At 43.5% G+C, this 15,460-nt stretch carries 16 protein-coding genes; 1 reads left to right on the forward strand and 15 read right to left on the reverse strand.

Translation table 11 applies throughout. The features are described 5' to 3' along the window. Window positions 1-54 precede the first annotated feature (54 nt). From NST65_RS17115 to NST65_RS17150, 8 genes are all read right to left on the reverse strand, one after another. On the reverse strand, window positions 55-657 hold the full coding sequence (locus NST65_RS17115; RefSeq protein ID WP_024423745.1) for a thymidine kinase: 603 nt from the start codon (window positions 655-657) through the stop codon (window positions 55-57). An 87-nt stretch (window positions 658-744) separates the two neighbouring features. After that, entirely contained in the window at window positions 745-945 is a 201-nt protein-coding gene (gene rpmE, locus NST65_RS17120; RefSeq protein ID WP_003215407.1) for a 50S ribosomal protein L31, read from the reverse strand. A gap of 132 nt (window positions 946-1,077) precedes the next feature. After that, on the reverse strand, window positions 1,078-2,361 hold the full coding sequence (gene rho, locus NST65_RS17125; protein ID WP_008354975.1) for a transcription termination factor Rho: 1,284 nt from the start codon (window positions 2,359-2,361) through the stop codon (window positions 1,078-1,080). 365 nt (window positions 2,362-2,726) lie between these two features. Next, window positions 2,727-3,692: a class II fructose-bisphosphatase gene (gene glpX, locus NST65_RS17130; protein WP_012011567.1), complete on the reverse strand. Its 966-nt coding sequence runs from the start codon at window positions 3,690-3,692 to the stop codon at window positions 2,727-2,729. 32 nt (window positions 3,693-3,724) lie between these two features. Next, a complete protein-coding gene (locus tag NST65_RS17135) occupies window positions 3,725-5,014 on the reverse strand; it encodes a UDP-N-acetylglucosamine 1-carboxyvinyltransferase (RefSeq protein WP_024423746.1) in 1,290 nt (429 codons plus the stop codon). 245 nt (window positions 5,015-5,259) lie between these two features. Next, window positions 5,260-5,898, reverse strand: a complete 639-nt coding sequence (fsa, locus tag NST65_RS17140) for a fructose-6-phosphate aldolase (protein WP_024426351.1) — start codon at window positions 5,896-5,898, stop codon at window positions 5,260-5,262. Window positions 5,899-6,009: 111 nt separating this feature from the next. Next, a complete protein-coding gene (locus NST65_RS17145; protein ID WP_024423748.1) occupies window positions 6,010-6,867 on the reverse strand; it encodes a class II fructose-bisphosphate aldolase in 858 nt (285 codons plus the stop codon). Window positions 6,868-7,045: 178 nt separating this feature from the next. After that, window positions 7,046-7,420, reverse strand: a complete 375-nt coding sequence (locus tag NST65_RS17150; protein ID WP_003214681.1) for a response regulator — start codon at window positions 7,418-7,420, stop codon at window positions 7,046-7,048. A gap of 180 nt (window positions 7,421-7,600) precedes the next feature. Here NST65_RS17150 and NST65_RS17155 point away from each other — a divergent pair, with 180 nt between their 5' ends. Beyond that, window positions 7,601-8,131 (forward strand): DUF2529 domain-containing protein, encoded by a 531-nt coding sequence (locus tag NST65_RS17155; RefSeq protein ID WP_046312941.1) that lies wholly within the window; start codon window positions 7,601-7,603, stop codon window positions 8,129-8,131. A 40-nt stretch (window positions 8,132-8,171) separates the two neighbouring features. Here NST65_RS17155 and pyrG read toward each other — a convergent pair whose 3' ends face one another. The 7 genes from pyrG to NST65_RS17190 form a co-directional block, all read right to left on the reverse strand. After that, on the reverse strand, window positions 8,172-9,779 hold the full coding sequence (pyrG, locus tag NST65_RS17160; RefSeq protein ID WP_034281230.1) for a CTP synthase (glutamine hydrolyzing): 1,608 nt from the start codon (window positions 9,777-9,779) through the stop codon (window positions 8,172-8,174). A 239-nt stretch (window positions 9,780-10,018) separates the two neighbouring features. Further along, window positions 10,019-10,558 carry a DNA-directed RNA polymerase subunit delta gene (gene rpoE / locus NST65_RS17165; protein WP_034281231.1) on the reverse strand — a complete coding sequence of 180 codons (540 nt, stop codon included), beginning with the start codon at window positions 10,556-10,558 and terminating at the stop codon, window positions 10,019-10,021. 216 nt (window positions 10,559-10,774) lie between these two features. After that, window positions 10,775-10,972 (reverse strand): hypothetical protein, encoded by a 198-nt coding sequence (locus NST65_RS17170; RefSeq protein ID WP_034281233.1) that lies wholly within the window; start codon window positions 10,970-10,972, stop codon window positions 10,775-10,777. A 143-nt stretch (window positions 10,973-11,115) separates the two neighbouring features. Continuing rightward, window positions 11,116-12,258 carry an acyl-CoA dehydrogenase gene (locus NST65_RS17175; RefSeq protein ID WP_046312936.1) on the reverse strand — a complete coding sequence of 381 codons (1,143 nt, stop codon included), beginning with the start codon at window positions 12,256-12,258 and terminating at the stop codon, window positions 11,116-11,118. A gap of 16 nt (window positions 12,259-12,274) precedes the next feature. Next, window positions 12,275-13,387, reverse strand: a complete 1,113-nt coding sequence (locus tag NST65_RS17180) for an acyl-CoA dehydrogenase family protein (protein ID WP_111926866.1) — start codon at window positions 13,385-13,387, stop codon at window positions 12,275-12,277. A gap of 11 nt (window positions 13,388-13,398) precedes the next feature. Further along, entirely contained in the window at window positions 13,399-14,262 is an 864-nt protein-coding gene (locus NST65_RS17185) for a 3-hydroxybutyryl-CoA dehydrogenase (RefSeq protein ID WP_111926868.1), read from the reverse strand. Beyond that, on the reverse strand, window positions 14,262-15,455 hold the full coding sequence (locus NST65_RS17190) for an acetyl-CoA C-acetyltransferase (RefSeq protein ID WP_034281240.1): 1,194 nt from the start codon (window positions 15,453-15,455) through the stop codon (window positions 14,262-14,264). The genes NST65_RS17185 and NST65_RS17190 overlap by 1 nt, the downstream gene beginning before the upstream one ends. Window positions 15,456-15,460 lie beyond the last annotated feature (5 nt).

The raw sequence follows: 15,460 nt of genomic DNA on the forward strand, positions 1-15,460 counted from the left end.
ATGGGTGTTCAGCCAAAATCTCGAAAAACGAAACACAGCGGCATTTGCTATTTTTTATTTGTCAAGTGTTGTACCAACATCAAGTCTTGGTACTTCATGGTGATGTCTGCATCGTGCTTCGTATGATTCCTGCGCACCTACTAAAATAATAGGATCATCATAGGATGCGGGTTTACCGTCGATCAAGCGTTGTGTTCTACTCGCTGGGGAGCCGCATACCGAACAAACTGCTTGAAGTTTTGTTACAAGCTCTGCACATGCCATTAAATGCGGAACAACACCAAATGGCTCTCCTCTGAAGTCTTGATCCAGGCCTGCAACAATGACTCGGTAGCCTTGGTCAGCCAATTGAGTGACAATGTCAATGATTGTCTCATCAAAAAATTGCACCTCATCAATGCCAATGACATCGGTTCTTTCTGATATGTGCGTTATTATGTCTTTTGGTGAGGCTACTGCAATCCCATCTAATGATGAACCGTTATGTGACACAACTGAGCTTGTACTATATCGGTTATCAATTGCTGGTTTGAATATTTTTACTTCTTGTTTGGCAAAGGTGGCCCTTTTGGCTCTCCGAATCAATTCTTCCGACTTTCCAGAAAACATACTGCCGCAGATGACTTCAAGCCAACCGCTTTGTTTCATCACATACATAAGGTCTTCTCCCCCGTTTTAAAGTTCCATCAATCCACGTAAAAAAACAGGCAAGAACGGATTCCTGCCTGTTTATTGTATCTATTATTACTTAAGACCGTATTTTTTGTTAAAGCGGTCAACACGTCCATCAGCAGAAGCGAATTTTTGACGGCCTGTATAGAAAGGATGGCACTCAGAGCAAATCTCGATGCGTACCTCTTCTTTTACTGATCCAGTTTCAAACTCATTTCCACAAGCGCATTTGACTGTAGCTTTTTTGTAGTTAGGATGAATTCCTGTTTTCATCTACTGTCATCTCCTTCCGCCCTGAATCCAATTCGGAAACAGAGTTAATATCTCAGAAATAAATTCTGAAACGCACATGATAAAATTATAACAGTGTGAGTCTATGATTGCAAATGTATTTTTTCAGGGAAGCTATCTTCTTGATGCAGACATATTGGCTTGTTTCCATTCTTGCGTTAAAATATCGAAAAATTCTTGGTTTGTCTTTGTTTTTCTCATTTTGCGCATGAACTTCTCAGCGAAGTCAGGTGTATCTGACATCGATTTTCTCATCGCCCATAAACGATCAAGATGCTCTTTTGGCACAAGCAGTTCTTCTTTTCTCGTACCAGAACGGCGAATGTCGATCGCAGGGAAAATTCTTCTTTCGGCCAAAGAACGGTCCAAATGAAGCTCCATGTTTCCAGTTCCTTTAAACTCCTCATAAATCACGTCATCCATACGTGATCCTGTATCAACAAGTGCAGTGGCTAAAATCGTCAAGCTTCCGCCTTCTTCAATGTTACGCGCAGCACCAAAGAAGCGTTTTGGACGATGGAAAGCCGCAGGATCAATACCGCCTGAAAGCGTTCGGCCGCTTGGCGGAATCACAAGGTTGTATGCACGAGCAAGCCTTGTGATGCTGTCCATTAAGATGATGACATCTTTCTTATGTTCAACAAGACGCATAGCACGCTCTAAGACAAGCTCTGCTACTTTAATGTGGTTTTCCGGTACTTCGTCAAAGGTTGAACTAACAACATCCCCTGCAACAGAACGTTCGATATCTGTTACTTCTTCTGGGCGTTCGTCAATCAAAAGGACAATCAGCTCTGCCTCTGGGTGATTTTCAGAAATGCTGTTGGCAATTTCTTTAAGCAAAATGGTTTTTCCAGCCTTAGGCGGTGCAACGATTAAACCACGCTGTCCAAATCCAACTGGCGCCATCATGTCCATAATTCTAGTAGACAGGTGGTTAGGCTGTGTTTCAAGAATCATTTGGCGGTCAGGAAATAGCGGTGTGAGTGCAGGAAAGTGAACACGTTCCTTTGCTGATTCTGGGTCGTCCCCATTTACCGCTTCTACATGAAGGAGGCCATAGTAGCGTTCATTTTCTTTTGGAGGTCGTACCTTTCCAGACACTTTATCTCCATTTCGTAAATCAAAGCGTCTGATTTGTGAAGCTGAAATATAAATGTCTTCAGAACTTGGGGAGTAGTTAATCGGTCTTAAGAAACCAAATCCCTCAGACTGAATAATTTCAAGAACCCCTTCCATAAATAAGAGATCCTCTTGCTCAGCGTTCGCCTTTAAGATGGCAAAAATTAATTCTTTTTTTGTTAGTTTGCTGTAATAAGAGATTTTGTATCGCTTTGCTAACTCATACAGCTCTTTTAATTTCATATTTTCCAAAGATGAAATCGAAACATCTTTCAATATGGACACCACACTTTTCTAGTCAATGTATTTCTTTACAAATGCATGACCATTGTATTTGATTAGCTTTTAATTCCGTTGTTGTTGGAATGACCTCGCTCTGATGGTAACGCTCCCACTCGTTTTATCGTGAAAGATAGGAACAATGTGAAATAGAGCTTTGTCAACATAGAGAAGGATAATGAGTATATCGTCATGATGCGGCAGTATTTAAACTTGTTGAAGCTTAAAAGAAGTAAATTCGCAGAAAATTTCGCAGCACTCTTTAGTTTTACCTCATTTGCAGAGAATATTCAACTTTTAAAAGAAAATGATATACATTTGACACCTATATGAAAAGCGGGTAATGAATACCCGCTTTCAGATTACGGACGAATGACAAGATTCGGTTTTTTCTTTAAGCTGTGTCTGCCGTCTACGAAACGAACCGTACCTGATTTCGCACGCATGACAACACTATGTGTTGTTCCAACAGAGCCTTTGAATTGAACACCTTTAAGTAATTCGCCGTCCGTTACACCTGTCGCTGCAAAAATGGCGTCATCTCCTTTTACGAGATCTTCCATTCTGAGGACTTTCCCAACATCCAGCCCCATTTTCTCACAGCGTCTGAGTTCTTCTTCACTTTGAGGAAGAAGCTTACCATGAATTTCGCCACCAAGTGCCTTTAACGCAACAGCAGAAAGGACACCCTCAGGCGCTCCACCTGAACCAAATAGAATATCAACACCTGTGTGATCAAATGCTGTATTAATGGCTCCTGCAACGTCACCATCGTCGATCAGTTTAATTCTTGCTCCTGCTTCTCTCAGTTCCGCAATAATTTTCTCATGTCGATCTCTGTTTAAAATCGTTGCAACCACATCTTCAATATCTTTGTTTTTTGCTTTTGCAACAGCGCGAAGATTATCAATGACAGGCGCTTCAATGTCGATGCAGCCTACCGCTTCTGGACCTACTGCGATCTTATCCATGTACATATCAGGTGCATTCAGCAGATTGCCATGATCTGCAACTGCAATGACAGCTAAGGCATTCCAGCCGCCGCTTGCCACAATGTTTGTTCCTTCTAATGGATCAACAGCGACATCCACGCGAGGTCCATATCCGTTCCCAAGCTTTTCCCCAATATAAAGCATTGGTGCTTCGTCCATTTCTCCTTCGCCAATGACCACTGTCCCCTTCATCGGAATGGTGTCAAATACATCACGCATTGCACTTGTTGCAGCATCATCCGCTTCGTCTTTTAATCCTCTTCCCATCCAACGGGCAGATTTTAATGCAGCTGCTTCTGTCACCCGTACTAGTTCCATCGATAAACTTCTTTCCATTTTTGTCCAAATCTCCTCTCACAGTCAAAGCCTTATGAATTTTGAAGTTCTTCTATTTCTTGGTCATTCAGCTTTTCACGCCAGATGGTTGCACCCAAGCCTTCAAGCTTCTTCTCAAGCAAACTATATCCTCTGTCTATATGTTCAAGCCCTGTGATTTCGGTCACACCGTCTGCCATTAACCCTGCGACAACAAGACAAGCGCCTGCACGCAGATCACTTGCTTTGACCTTTGCTCCTTGGAGCTGCGTTTGTCCGGTAATAATAGCAGATCTACCTTCGACCTTCATGTTTGCACCCATTCGGCGCAATTCGTCAATGTGCTTAAAGCGTGCTGAGTAGATCGTATCTGTGACCACACTCGTGCCTTTCGCTTTTGTTAACAGCGCCGTCATCGGCTGCTGAAGGTCAGTCGGAAAGCCCGGATACACAAGGGTTTTGATATCGACAGGCTTGAGTCCTTCGTTTCTGCCAACGATCAGCATCTGATCGTTGCTCGTTTCAATGGTGAACCCCATTTCTCTAAGTTTCGCCGTAATTGATTCTAAATGAGTTGGGATCACATTATCAAGTACAACTTCATCCCCCATCGCTGCACCAGCTATTAAAAATGTTCCTGCTTCGATGCGGTCAGGGATGATTGAATGCTTACAGCCATGAAGAGATTCTACACCTTCGATTCGAATGACATCGGTACCCGCACCTTTGATTTTAGCCCCCATGCTTGCAAGCAGTGTCGCTACATCAATAATTTCGGGTTCCTTTGCAGCATTTTCAATCACGGTTTTTCCTTCAGCCAGTACGGCTGCCAGCATGATGTTGATCGTCGCACCTACACTGACAACATCAAGATAAATCCGGGCTCCGACTAATTTTTCAGCACGCAAATAAATTGCACCCTGCTCGTTTGTCACCTCGGCTCCAAGTGCTTCAAAGCCTTTGATATGCTGATCGATCGGCCTAGGCCCTAAGTGGCATCCTCCTGGCAGTCCGATGACAGCCTGCTTAAATCTGCCCAGCATGGCGCCCATTAAATAATAGGATGCACGCAGTTTCTTCACTTTTCCATTAGGAAGCGGCATACTAATCATGGAAACAGGATTAACAACCATTTCACCTTTTTCAAAAGTGACCTTTCCGCCAATTTCTTCTAACAGATCCCGTAATGTGTCGATATCTGATATATGCGGAAGGCCTTCAATGGTTACTGGAGAATCAGCGAGAATCGTGGCAGGAATCAGTGCTACAGCACTATTTTTCGCACCACTAATATGTACGGTCCCGCGCAAGGGATCACCGCCGGCAATGTTTAACTTTTCCATATTTGTCTCCCTTCTTAAAGAAGATCACTGTTGGAGTTATACTGTTTGTGGATGTCGCGCTTTAAAAGGTCTTGTCCAAAATTTAGCCAATATCAAGAGAAAGAATACAGGTTAAACGAAATTTGTCGGAAGAAAAATAATCGAAGCTTTGCGAGGCTGTGATGTTCTCTTCTTTGCACAAAACATTTCTTAGCGTTTATAAGGAAACTATGGCAAACGAGAGACGATCCCGCCTGCCACAACATTTATTTATTCCAGTCTGCTAAAAATTGCTCAATGCCTGCATCCGTTAATGGGTGTTTCGTCAGCTGCTTGATGACTTTCAGCGGCATTGTGCCGATATGAGCACCTCTAAGCGCAGCTTCTGTCACATGCTGCGGATGACGAATAGATGCAGCAATGATTTGTGTATCTAATCCATGAACATCAAAAATAGTTTTCACTTCGCTGATGAGATCAAGACCATTTTGGCCAATGTCATCTAAGCGGCCAAGGAATGGAGAGACATACGTCGCACCAGCTCTAGCTGCAAGAAGTGCCTGATTTGCACTAAAAATCAATGTGACGTTTGTTTTAATTCCAAGGTCTGTTAATGCTTTGACAGCTTTAAGGCCATCTGTAGTCATTGGAATTTTGACCGTAATATTTGGTGCGATGGCAGCAAGCTCTTTTCCTTCTTCAATCATTTCCTCTGCTTTTAGGGAAATCACTTCTGCACTGACAGAACCTGATACCACGTCAGTGATTTCGCGAAGGCGGTCGTGGAATGATACGTCCTTTTCTTTCGCTACTAAACTAGGGTTTGTTGTGACGCCTGCTAAAATGCCAAGCTCGTGCGCCTCTTTGATGTCCTCAATATTCGCTGTATCTACGAAAAATAACATAACTATGCCACTCTCCTATCAATAAATTGTCTGAAATGTAAATTTGATTGCGCTTTCTCAAGATATGGAGAAAACCGCCTGTGACTCAGGCGGCTTTCGGTTCTCATCAAATTATGCTTGGTTAGAAGAACCAAATTCGCGCATTTTGCCGATAACAGTCGCTTTAATTGCGTCACGAGCTGGTCCAAGATATTTACGTGGATCATACTCTTCTGTTTTTGCAGCAAGTGTTTCGCGTACTGCTTTCGCAGAAGCAATTTGGTTTTCAGTGTTGACATTGATTTTTGCTGTACCAAGTGAAATTGCACGCTTGATGTCAGCAGTTGGGATACCTGTTCCGCCGTGAAGAACAAGTGGAAGACCAGTTGTTTTACCAATTTCTTCCATTTCAGCGAAACCAAGGTTTGGTTCACCTTTGTACGGACCATGTACTGAACCTAATGCAGGTGCAAGGCAGTCGATACCAGTGCGTTCTACAAGCTCTTGGCACTCTTTTGGATCAGCATAAATAACGCCTTCAGCGATGACGTCATCTTCTTGCCCACCAACAGTTCCAAGTTCAGCTTCTACAGACACACCATGGAAATGTGCAAGTTCAACGACTTTCGCAGTTGTTTCCACATTCTCATCGAATGGGTGGTGAGAAGCATCGATCATGACAGAAGTAAATCCTGCATGAATCGCTTTTGCACAAGATTCAAAGCTTGAACCGTGATCTAAATGAATCGCAACAGGGACTGTTACATTATATTCTTCGATTAACGCTTTAACCATTGCGACAACTGTTTTGAAGCCGCCCATGTAGCGTCCTGCTCCTTCAGATACTCCTAAGATAACAGGAGATTTCTCTTCTTCAGCAGCTTGTAAAATCGCTTGCGTGAATTCTAAGTTATTTAAGTTAAACTGTCCAACAGCGTAACCTTTTTCCTTTGCGTCTTTCAACATTTCTGTCATTGAAACTAAAGGCATGATGAAAAATCCTCCCTATGTAGCTAATTTGCTTGCTAAAAAAAGCTCTCCACCCTAGCATGACCAGAATTTCTCGCCATATGTAAACTTTCAAAGTCAGATCGCTTTCTTCTTCCTTTCTAGGATACCAATTATTCGACAAATCGGCAACAGAATGACTCGATTCAATCATTTCCATCTAGCCATTTGTTTCAAGCGGCAGGTATTCTTTGACAGCATCTCGGATTTCATCAATATCAAAAGGTTTAGCGAAGTGCGTCAATGCACCGAGTTCTTTGGATTCTTGGATCATATCTAATTCGCCATAGGCTGTCATAATAATGACACGGATGTCTTCATCAATTAATTTCATCCGTTTTAAAATTTCGATACCATCCATTCCGGGGATTTTCATATCAAGCAGGACAAGGTTCGGTCTATGGTTTTTCACAATATCTAATGCCTGTAGTCCATTGGCAGCTTGGAAGGTTTGATAGCCTTCTTTATGAAACACTTCATTCAATAATATTCTAATACCGTACTGATCATCGACAATTAAAATTTTCTCATTCATCTGTTACACCCCATTGCTTTCATTTTTCGCCATAAAAAGAGCTGTTGTTAAATAATTCTGTTTGATTTTCACATTTCCTTTATTTATAATAGTTTACTTTACGACATTTTCTGAGCATTTTTCCTAATATTCTCTTTATATTCTATTATAAAATGATCTGACCGAAGGAGGAAATCAGTCTTGTTAAAAATTTTTACGACCCAGTTATCAGGTATTTTTTCACGTATTGGAGAAAAACAGGCTGAAGCGATTGAGGACGGTGCACGCCTTCTTGCACAGGCTGTTGTCAGTGGACATGCCGTTTATTTTCACGGCAAGAATGAACTGGCTGCTGTCGCCCTAGAGGCATCTGAAAGCAAGGAGCCGTTTCCCGGTGCGAAGGTGCTGCCGCTCGATCAAAAGGAGCGCAGCTTACTTCATCCAAGTGACAGGGTGCTGCTATTTTATTCAGACCCAGAAGATCAAGAAATTCAATCTCTTGCAAAAGAACTGCACGAACAAGGTACGCCCGTTGTTGGTGTAGGGCCGGCACAAAAGGAGCCGTCTACGATTGAAGAGCATTGTGATGTCCACATTGATTTCCAGCTCAAGAAACCGCTTGTGCCCGCTGAAGATGGGACAAGGTTTGGTTATCCTGCTTTAATGACCTGCTTATACGTCTACCACGCTCTATCGTTTACTGTGAAGGAAATCGTCGAGGAATATGAATAAAAAAACTGCCGAGAAGTGATATTCCCGGCAGTTTTTTGTTTTATTTTGATTCAGATGCTTGAAGTGAAGCACCAACGAAATCTCTAAATAATGGCTGTGGTCTTGTCGGTCTTGAAACGAATTCTGGGTGGAACTGAGAAGCAAGGAACCAAGGGTGATCCTTCAGCTCGATAATTTCAACAAGACGTCCATCTGGGCTTGTACCAGAGAAGACAAAGCCTGCTGCTTCCATTTGCTGTCTGTATTCGTTATTAAACTCGTAGCGATGGCGGTGGCGTTCGTAGACCACTTCGTCATTGTATGCAGCAAATGCTTTTGAGTCTTCATTTAATTTACAAGGGTATAGACCGAGACGAAGTGTTCCGCCTAGATCATCTACATCCTTCTGTTCTGGAAGAAGGTCAATGATTGGGAATGCTGTTTCAGGATCAATTTCCGCTGAATGAGCTCCCTCAAGGCCTAATACGTTTCTCGCGTATTCGATAGATGCCACTTGCATTCCTAAGCAGATTCCGAAGAATGGCACTTTGTTTTCACGGGCATATTGTGTAGCAATGATTTTCCCTTCTACTCCGCGGTCTCCGAAGCCTCCAGGAACAATAATGCCGTCCACATCTTGTACGAAATCAGCGATATTCTCTGCTGTCACTTCTTCTGCATTGATCCATTTAATTTGAACATCTGCATCAAACGCATAACCAGCATGACGAAGTGATTCAACGACAGAAATATAAGCATCTTGCAGCTCAACATACTTCCCTACAAGACCAATTGTGACTTGTTTCGAAAGGTTTTGCACTTTATCAACAAGCGCTGTCCACTCCGTCATGTCCGCATCTTGGCAGTCAAGTTTCATATGTTCACATACTAGCTTGTCCAGCCCTTGTTTTTGTAAATCAAGCGGAATGGAGTATAGCGTGTCTGCATCCTGACATTCGATAACAGCTTTTGTATCAATATCACAAAATAGCGCAATTTTGTCCTTCATATCTTGTGCCAATGGCATTTCCGTTCTGACCACAATGACATTTGGCTGAATACCAAGACTGCGAAGTTCTTTCACACTATGCTGTGTTGGTTTTGTTTTCAATTCACCTGCTGCACGGATGTAAGGAACAAGGGTACAATGAATGTACATCACGTTTTCACGGCCGATGTCACTCTTCATTTGACGAATGGCTTCAAGGAATGGAAGGGATTCGATATCTCCTACTGTTCCGCCGATTTCTGTAATGACCACATCTGCACCCGTTTCTTTTCCGGCACGGTACACGCGGTCTTTGATTTCATTTGTAATGTGGGGAATGACCTGTACTGTTCCACCTAAGTAGTCACCGCGGCGCTCTTTCTTCAGAACAGTAGAGTAGATTTTACCAGTTGTGACGTTGCTGTACTTATTTAAGTTAATATCAATGAAACGCTCGTAGTGACCTAAGTCAAGGTCTGTTTCAGCACCATCATCTGTGACAAAAACTTCACCGTGCTGGTATGGACTCATTGTCCCTGGGTCTACGTTGATGTATGGATCGAATTTTTGAATGGTGACATCCATCCCTCTATTTTTCAGAAGGCGGCCTAACGATGCAGCCGTGATTCCTTTTCCAAGTGAGGAAACAACTCCTCCTGTTACAAAAATATACTTTGTCATTTCGTATGCTCCTCTCTTTTTTACCCTTGCATGTCTACACATGCACAGCTTCATCCTTTTTAGAGTGTATCCCTAAATCTCTTGAAAAATAAGAAAGCTCCCTTTCAAATAAATGAAAGGGAGCGTAAATGAACGTATCTTTACGTACTCTTTTTTAGAGAGCCCAAAATACATACTACATAGTTCGCTCTCGAAAGTCAAGACGGTTTTGTCCTGTTTTGAAGACCGGTTTGAGAGGGTTATTTGTCTTCCTCATCATCGTCTAAATCGTCTTCATCAATCTCCGTTAAGCCGTCATCATCTTCATCGTCATCTTCGTCGAAGTCTTCAAGATCTTCTTCAATTTCTTCATCATCGTCTAGGTCGAGATCATCGTCGTCTTCAACAAGGTCAAGGTCTTCTTCAAGCTCGTCGATTTCTTCTTCCTCTTCGATCTCATCGAAGTCGTCTTCAACGACAGCTGCTTTTGATTTTTTCTTTTTCGCTTTTGTTTTCACAGCTGGCTGAACTTCTTCTTCGATTTGATCAACTGGATACCAGCTGCGAAGTCCCCATCTCTGATCACCTAACGAAATAAAGCGGCCATCTATATTTAAGTCTGTATAAAATTGAGCAAGTCGATCATCAAGATCGGATTTTTGTATTCCTTGCAAACGGATAATTTCATCTATTAACTCGGAAAACGTAATTGGTGTTTTGCTGTCTCTGAAAATTTCATAAGCAAGTTCAACTAAAGACATTTGTTTGAGCTGTTCCTGTGAGTATTCTTTCAAACTCAAGGTCAGACACTCCCTTTCTATTACATGTATGTATCCATTTATCAGTGAAATAATAAGTATTTATACCTTATTCTTACGACAAACCATACCTCTCATTATAAACAAATTGGGGGAGTTTATGCCACCTTTATTGATGTTAATTTTTGATTTTTCTCACGGGGAGCACCTAGAGTGGGTACGGCATGCTTTTTGTCGTTCAGTTTTTTCTCGTCTATTTTAAAATGGGATGTTCTGAATGAGTGAGACAACGACAGGAATCGTGAATAACATTCCAGCAGACATGAGTACGATTAGTTTTCTCCGGCTGTTTTCTTTTTCTTCCTGCTTTTTTGGAGATTTCGAAAGCTCCGCGGACACCATGATCCAGATCACCATCGTGACGATTGCCAAAATGCCCATAAATGTTGAGTTCATCATCATAACCTCCATATTGATATTTTCCCTAATTTTAACATAACATGATGATATGGATGAACATTAACAATACGCTTACGTTTGAAAACTGCATGACGAACGAAAACAGACCGCCTCACGTTCAGGCGGTCTTTGCTTGTTTTCTACATATCTAGCAATTTCCTTGAGATGACCAGGCGCTGGATTTCCTGAGTTCCTTCATAAATTTGAGTGATTTTCGCATCTCGCATGTATCGTTCGACTGGGTAATCCTTTGTGTAGCCGTACCCGCCGAAGATTTGAACCGCTTCTGTCGTCACCTTCATCGCTGTATCACCGGCAAAGAGCTTGGACATGGCTGATTCCTTTCCATACGGGAGGCCTTTCGTTTCGAGCCATGCCGCCTGGTAAGTAAGCAGCCTTGATGCTTCAATCGCTGTGGCCATATCAGCCAGTTTAAAGGCGATCCCTTGCTGCTGAATGATTGGTTTGCCAAATTGTTTACGCTCCTTGGCATAATCAACCGCCGCATCAAGAGCACCTTGCGCAATCCCAACCGCCTGTGCAGCAATGCCGTTTCTGCCGCCATCGAGTGTCATCATGGCTATTTTGAACCCTTCTCCTTCTAGACCGAGCCGGTTCCTTTCATGAATTCGGCAATCTTCAAATCGAATTTCAGTTGTTGGCGATGAACGTATGCCCAGTTTGCTTTCCTTTTTGCCAACGGAAAAACCAGGTGTCTCTTTTTCTACAATAAAAGCAGTTGTATTTCGAGACGAAGCTTCTTGGTCTGTGACGGCAAACACAATATAATAATCTGCAATGCCTCCATTTGTAATAAAAATTTTCGCCCCGTTCAGGACATATTCACTGCCTGCTTTGACGGCCGTTGTCTTCATTCCGCCGGCATCTGAACCAGATCCGCTCTCAGTGAGCGCGTATGCTCCTATCTTCTGCCCTTTTGCAAGCGGCTTTAAGTATTTCTCTTTTTGTTCCTTTGTTCCAAATGTATAGATTGGCCATGAAGCAAGAGATGTATGAGCGGACAGGGTGACGCCTGTAGAGGCGCACACTCTTGAAAGCTCCTCAACTGCTATGACGTAGGCTAAATAGTCACTGCCAATTCCGCCCACGTCTTCCGGCCAAGGGATACCCGTTAAACCGAGCTCCGCCATTTTGCGGAAAATAGATGGATCATATGTCTCTGTTTCGTCTCGTTCTGCTGCTGTTGGCTCCACTTCATTTTTCGCAAAGTCTCTCACCATTTTTTGAATCATTTCATGTTCATCACTTAATTGGAACTGCATCGTGAGCCACCTCGTTTCATATTAGCTGTTTACAGATGACCAGCCTTTGAATTTCACTTGTTCCTTCATAGATTTCACAAATTTTCGCATCACGAAAGTAACGTTCTGCTTGATAGCGATTCGTATAACCATCCATGCCTAGCAAATGGATCGCTTCTGTACTGATCTCCACCGCCGTTTTTGACGCAAATAGCTTTGCCATTGATGCTTCCTTTGTGACCGGTCGATTTGCCTCTTTGAAAGAAGCCGCTTGATAGACGAGCAGTTTTGCCGCCTCAAGCTTCGCCGCCAAATCGCCCAGCCGAATGGTTGTTTCAAGACCTGCTGGATGCTGCTTTAAATAGACCACTGCCTCGGTTAATGCGGCTTCTGCAATGCCAAGGCTTTGAGCCGCAATTCCGATTCTCCCTGCATTTAAGCTGGACATGGCAATTTGAAAGCCCTCTCCTTCTGCACCGAGCAGCTGATCTTTTGGAATCCGCACGCCATCAAAATGAAGCGTGACTGTTTTTGAACCGTGCAGTCCCATCTTTTTCTCATCTTTTCCAATCGTAAATCCCGGCGTATCTTTCTCGACAATGAACGCCGATATATTTTTTCTCGCAGAAGCCGGATCGGTCACCGCAAAGACAAGATACAGTTCTGCTTCTCCGCCGCTTGTGATAAAGATTTTCGTCCCATTTAATACATAATCGCCGCCCATCCGCTCTGCTCTTAACTGAATACTGGAGGCATCTGATCCAGCCTTTGGTTCAGTCAGACAAAAGGCGCCCAGCTTCTTCCCGGATGCAAGCGGCGGGACATAAGTTTCTTTTTGTTCCTTCGTTCCAAAAGTCAAAATAGGCATCGTCACAACAGATGTATGAACGGACACAATGACACCGATGGTCGCACTCACTTTCGACAATTCATGGATTGCAATGATATACGTTGTAAAATCTGCTCCTAAGCCTTGATACGAAGCTGGTATTGGAATCCCTAGATAGCCTTGCCGCCCCATTTCACTTAAAAGGGTGTTTGGAAACCGGCCTTGTTCCATGGCTTCTACTTCAGGGAATATACGCTGGCGTGCAAATTCTGCTGTCTGTTCTCTCCAGAGACGCTGTTGATCCGTAAGCAAAACATCCATCTTGACTCCCCCTATGAGTGGTCGTGGTATGTGTAAAAACCTCTCTTTGTCTTTTTGCCCAGCCAGCCTGCATTCACGTATTTTTTCAAAAGAGGACAAGGTCGATATTTGCTGTCTCCAAGTCCCTCGTGAAGGGTATTCATAATAAATAAACATGTATCCAGTCCGATGAAATCAGCTAGACGAAGCGGCCCCATTGGATGATTCATCCCAAGTGTCATCACGCCATCAATGCTTTCTGCATCTGCTACGCCTTCATACAGGGTGTAAATGGCTTCATTGATCATTGGCATCAATATGCGGTTTGATACAAACCCTGGGAAGTCTTCCACTTCAATTGGGGTTTTGTTTAATGTCTTCGCTGTTTCATAAACAACTTGATATGTGTCATCACTCGTTTGCAGCGCTCGAATGACTTCAACCAGTTTCATGACAGGAACCGGATTCATAAAATGCATGCCAATCACTTTCTCCGGTCTGCTCGTCACAGCTGCTAATTCTGTGATCGACAAGGAAGACGTGTTTGACGCAAATATGGCCTCCGCCTCTGCAAATTGATCAAGTGTTTCAAAGATTTGTTTTTTCACACTCATTTGTTCTGATGCGGCTTCTATGACTAAATGAGCCTGCTGTACGTCTTTTAAATCTGTGGAAACGGCAAGCCGCTGCGTAATATCTCGGACTGCCTGATGTGCCAGCTTTCCTTTTTCTGCCCTCTTCGTCAGTTGTTTGGTCATGGAGGAGATCGCTCGATGAATCTGCTTTTCTGATACATCATGGAGCAGGACTGTATAGCCTGACTGAGCAAACACTTGGGCAATGCCTGATCCCATTTGACCAGCTCCAACGACCATAACGGTCTCTTCTATACTCATCAATAAACGCCTCCCTTTTCATCTACCTTTATCATGATGGCGTCTCCTTGACCGCCTCCGCTGCAAATCGCCGCAATGCCAATACCTCCGCCTCTTTGTCTTAATGCATGAATCAATGTCAATATCACGCGTGTTCCGCTTGCCCCAATCGGATGACCGAGTGCGACAGCCCCTCCGTTGATATTCATTTTCCGCCGGTCGATCCCGGTTATTTTTTCACATGCCAAAGCCACAGCTGAAAAGGCCTCATTGATTTCAAACAAATCAATATCCTCTAGGCGCTTTCCTGTTTTCTTTAAAAGCTTCTCGATGGCAAAGGCTGGTGTTTTCGGAAAGTCCTTTGCCTCTACAGCAACCTGAGCATGACCGAGAACGACTGCCATTGGCTTTACGTCATGCCGTGCAGCATACGTGTCTTTCATTAAAAGAAGCGCACTTGCACCATCATTGACACCTGGTGCATTTCCAGCAGTGATGGTACCCTTCTGATCAAAAACAGGCATGAGCTTTGACAGCCGTTCATATGACGTATCACGCCGCGGAGATTCATCTTCTGTAATCAGCCGTTCTCCCGTTTTTGTTTTGACGGTGACGGGGGCGATTTCATGTTGAAAAAAGCCGTTTTTTTGCGCTTCGATGGCCCGTTCATGACTTCTGAGTGCCCACAGATCCTGCTCTTCGCGCGTGATGCCGAGCTCCTTTGCAGCCACACTTCCATACTCACCCATATGAACGCCTGTAAACGAACAGGTCAATCCATCTAAAATCATCGCATCTTGTACTGCACCATCACCCATTTTGTAGCCCCATCGCGCTTTTTTTAGCAGATAAGGAGCGTGAGACATGGATTCCATACCGCCCGCTGCGATGACCTCAGCATCTCCGGCTCGAATGATTTGATCTGCTGCGGTCACACTGCGCATGCCTGAAGCACAGACTTTATTGATGGTTTGTGTTGGAACAGACCAAGGAAGATCAGCATATCTTGCTGCTTGCCTTGAAGGAATCTGTCCTTGCCCTCCTTGTAAAACACTTCCCATGATGACTTCATCTATTTCATGAGAACCCGAAACTCTTTCCAGTGCAGCCTTGATCGCTATACCGCCTAGTTCTGCGGCAGTCAAACCACTGAGAGCGCCGCCTAGTTTCCCAAATGGTGTTCTTGCTCCAGATACAATGACCGTCGTACTCATATATG

It is taken from the genome of Bacillus sp. FSL P4-0248, from assembly GCF_038593305.1.
In the GTDB taxonomy this organism is placed as follows: Bacteria; Bacillota; Bacilli; order Bacillales; family Bacillaceae; genus Bacillus; species Bacillus safensis.

Excerpts from the sequence above, each read along its gene's own strand:
- NST65_RS17115 (WP_024423745.1), bottom strand. The coding sequence starts at position 657 with ATGTATGTGATGAAACAAAGCGGTTGGCTTGAAGTCATCTGCGGCAGT.
- rpmE (WP_003215407.1), bottom strand. The coding sequence starts at position 945 with ATGAAAACAGGAATTCATCCTAACTACAAAAAAGCTACAGTCAAATGC.
- glpX (WP_012011567.1), bottom strand. The coding sequence starts at position 3,692 with ATGGAAAGAAGTTTATCGATGGAACTAGTACGGGTGACAGAAGCAGCT.
- NST65_RS17135 (WP_024423746.1), bottom strand. The coding sequence starts at position 5,014 with ATGGAAAAGTTAAACATTGCCGGCGGTGATCCCTTGCGCGGGACCGTA.
- fsa (WP_024426351.1), bottom strand. The coding sequence starts at position 5,898 with ATGTTATTTTTCGTAGATACAGCGAATATTGAGGACATCAAAGAGGCG.
- NST65_RS17145 (WP_024423748.1), bottom strand. The coding sequence starts at position 6,867 with ATGCCTTTAGTTTCAATGACAGAAATGTTGAAAGACGCAAAGGAAAAA.
- NST65_RS17150 (WP_003214681.1), bottom strand. The coding sequence starts at position 7,420 with ATGAATGAGAAAATTTTAATTGTCGATGATCAGTACGGTATTAGAATA.
- pyrG (WP_034281230.1), bottom strand. The coding sequence starts at position 9,779 with ATGACAAAGTATATTTTTGTAACAGGAGGAGTTGTTTCCTCACTTGGA.
- NST65_RS17170 (WP_034281233.1), bottom strand. The coding sequence starts at position 10,972 with ATGAACTCAACATTTATGGGCATTTTGGCAATCGTCACGATGGTGATC.
- NST65_RS17175 (WP_046312936.1), bottom strand. The coding sequence starts at position 12,258 with ATGCAGTTCCAATTAAGTGATGAACATGAAATGATTCAAAAAATGGTG.
- NST65_RS17180 (WP_111926866.1), bottom strand. The coding sequence starts at position 13,387 with ATGGATGTTTTGCTTACGGATCAACAGCGTCTCTGGAGAGAACAGACA.
- NST65_RS17185 (WP_111926868.1), bottom strand. The coding sequence starts at position 14,262 with ATGAGTATAGAAGAGACCGTTATGGTCGTTGGAGCTGGTCAAATGGGA.
- NST65_RS17190 (WP_034281240.1), bottom strand. The coding sequence starts at position 15,455 with ATGAGTACGACGGTCATTGTATCTGGAGCAAGAACACCATTTGGGAAA.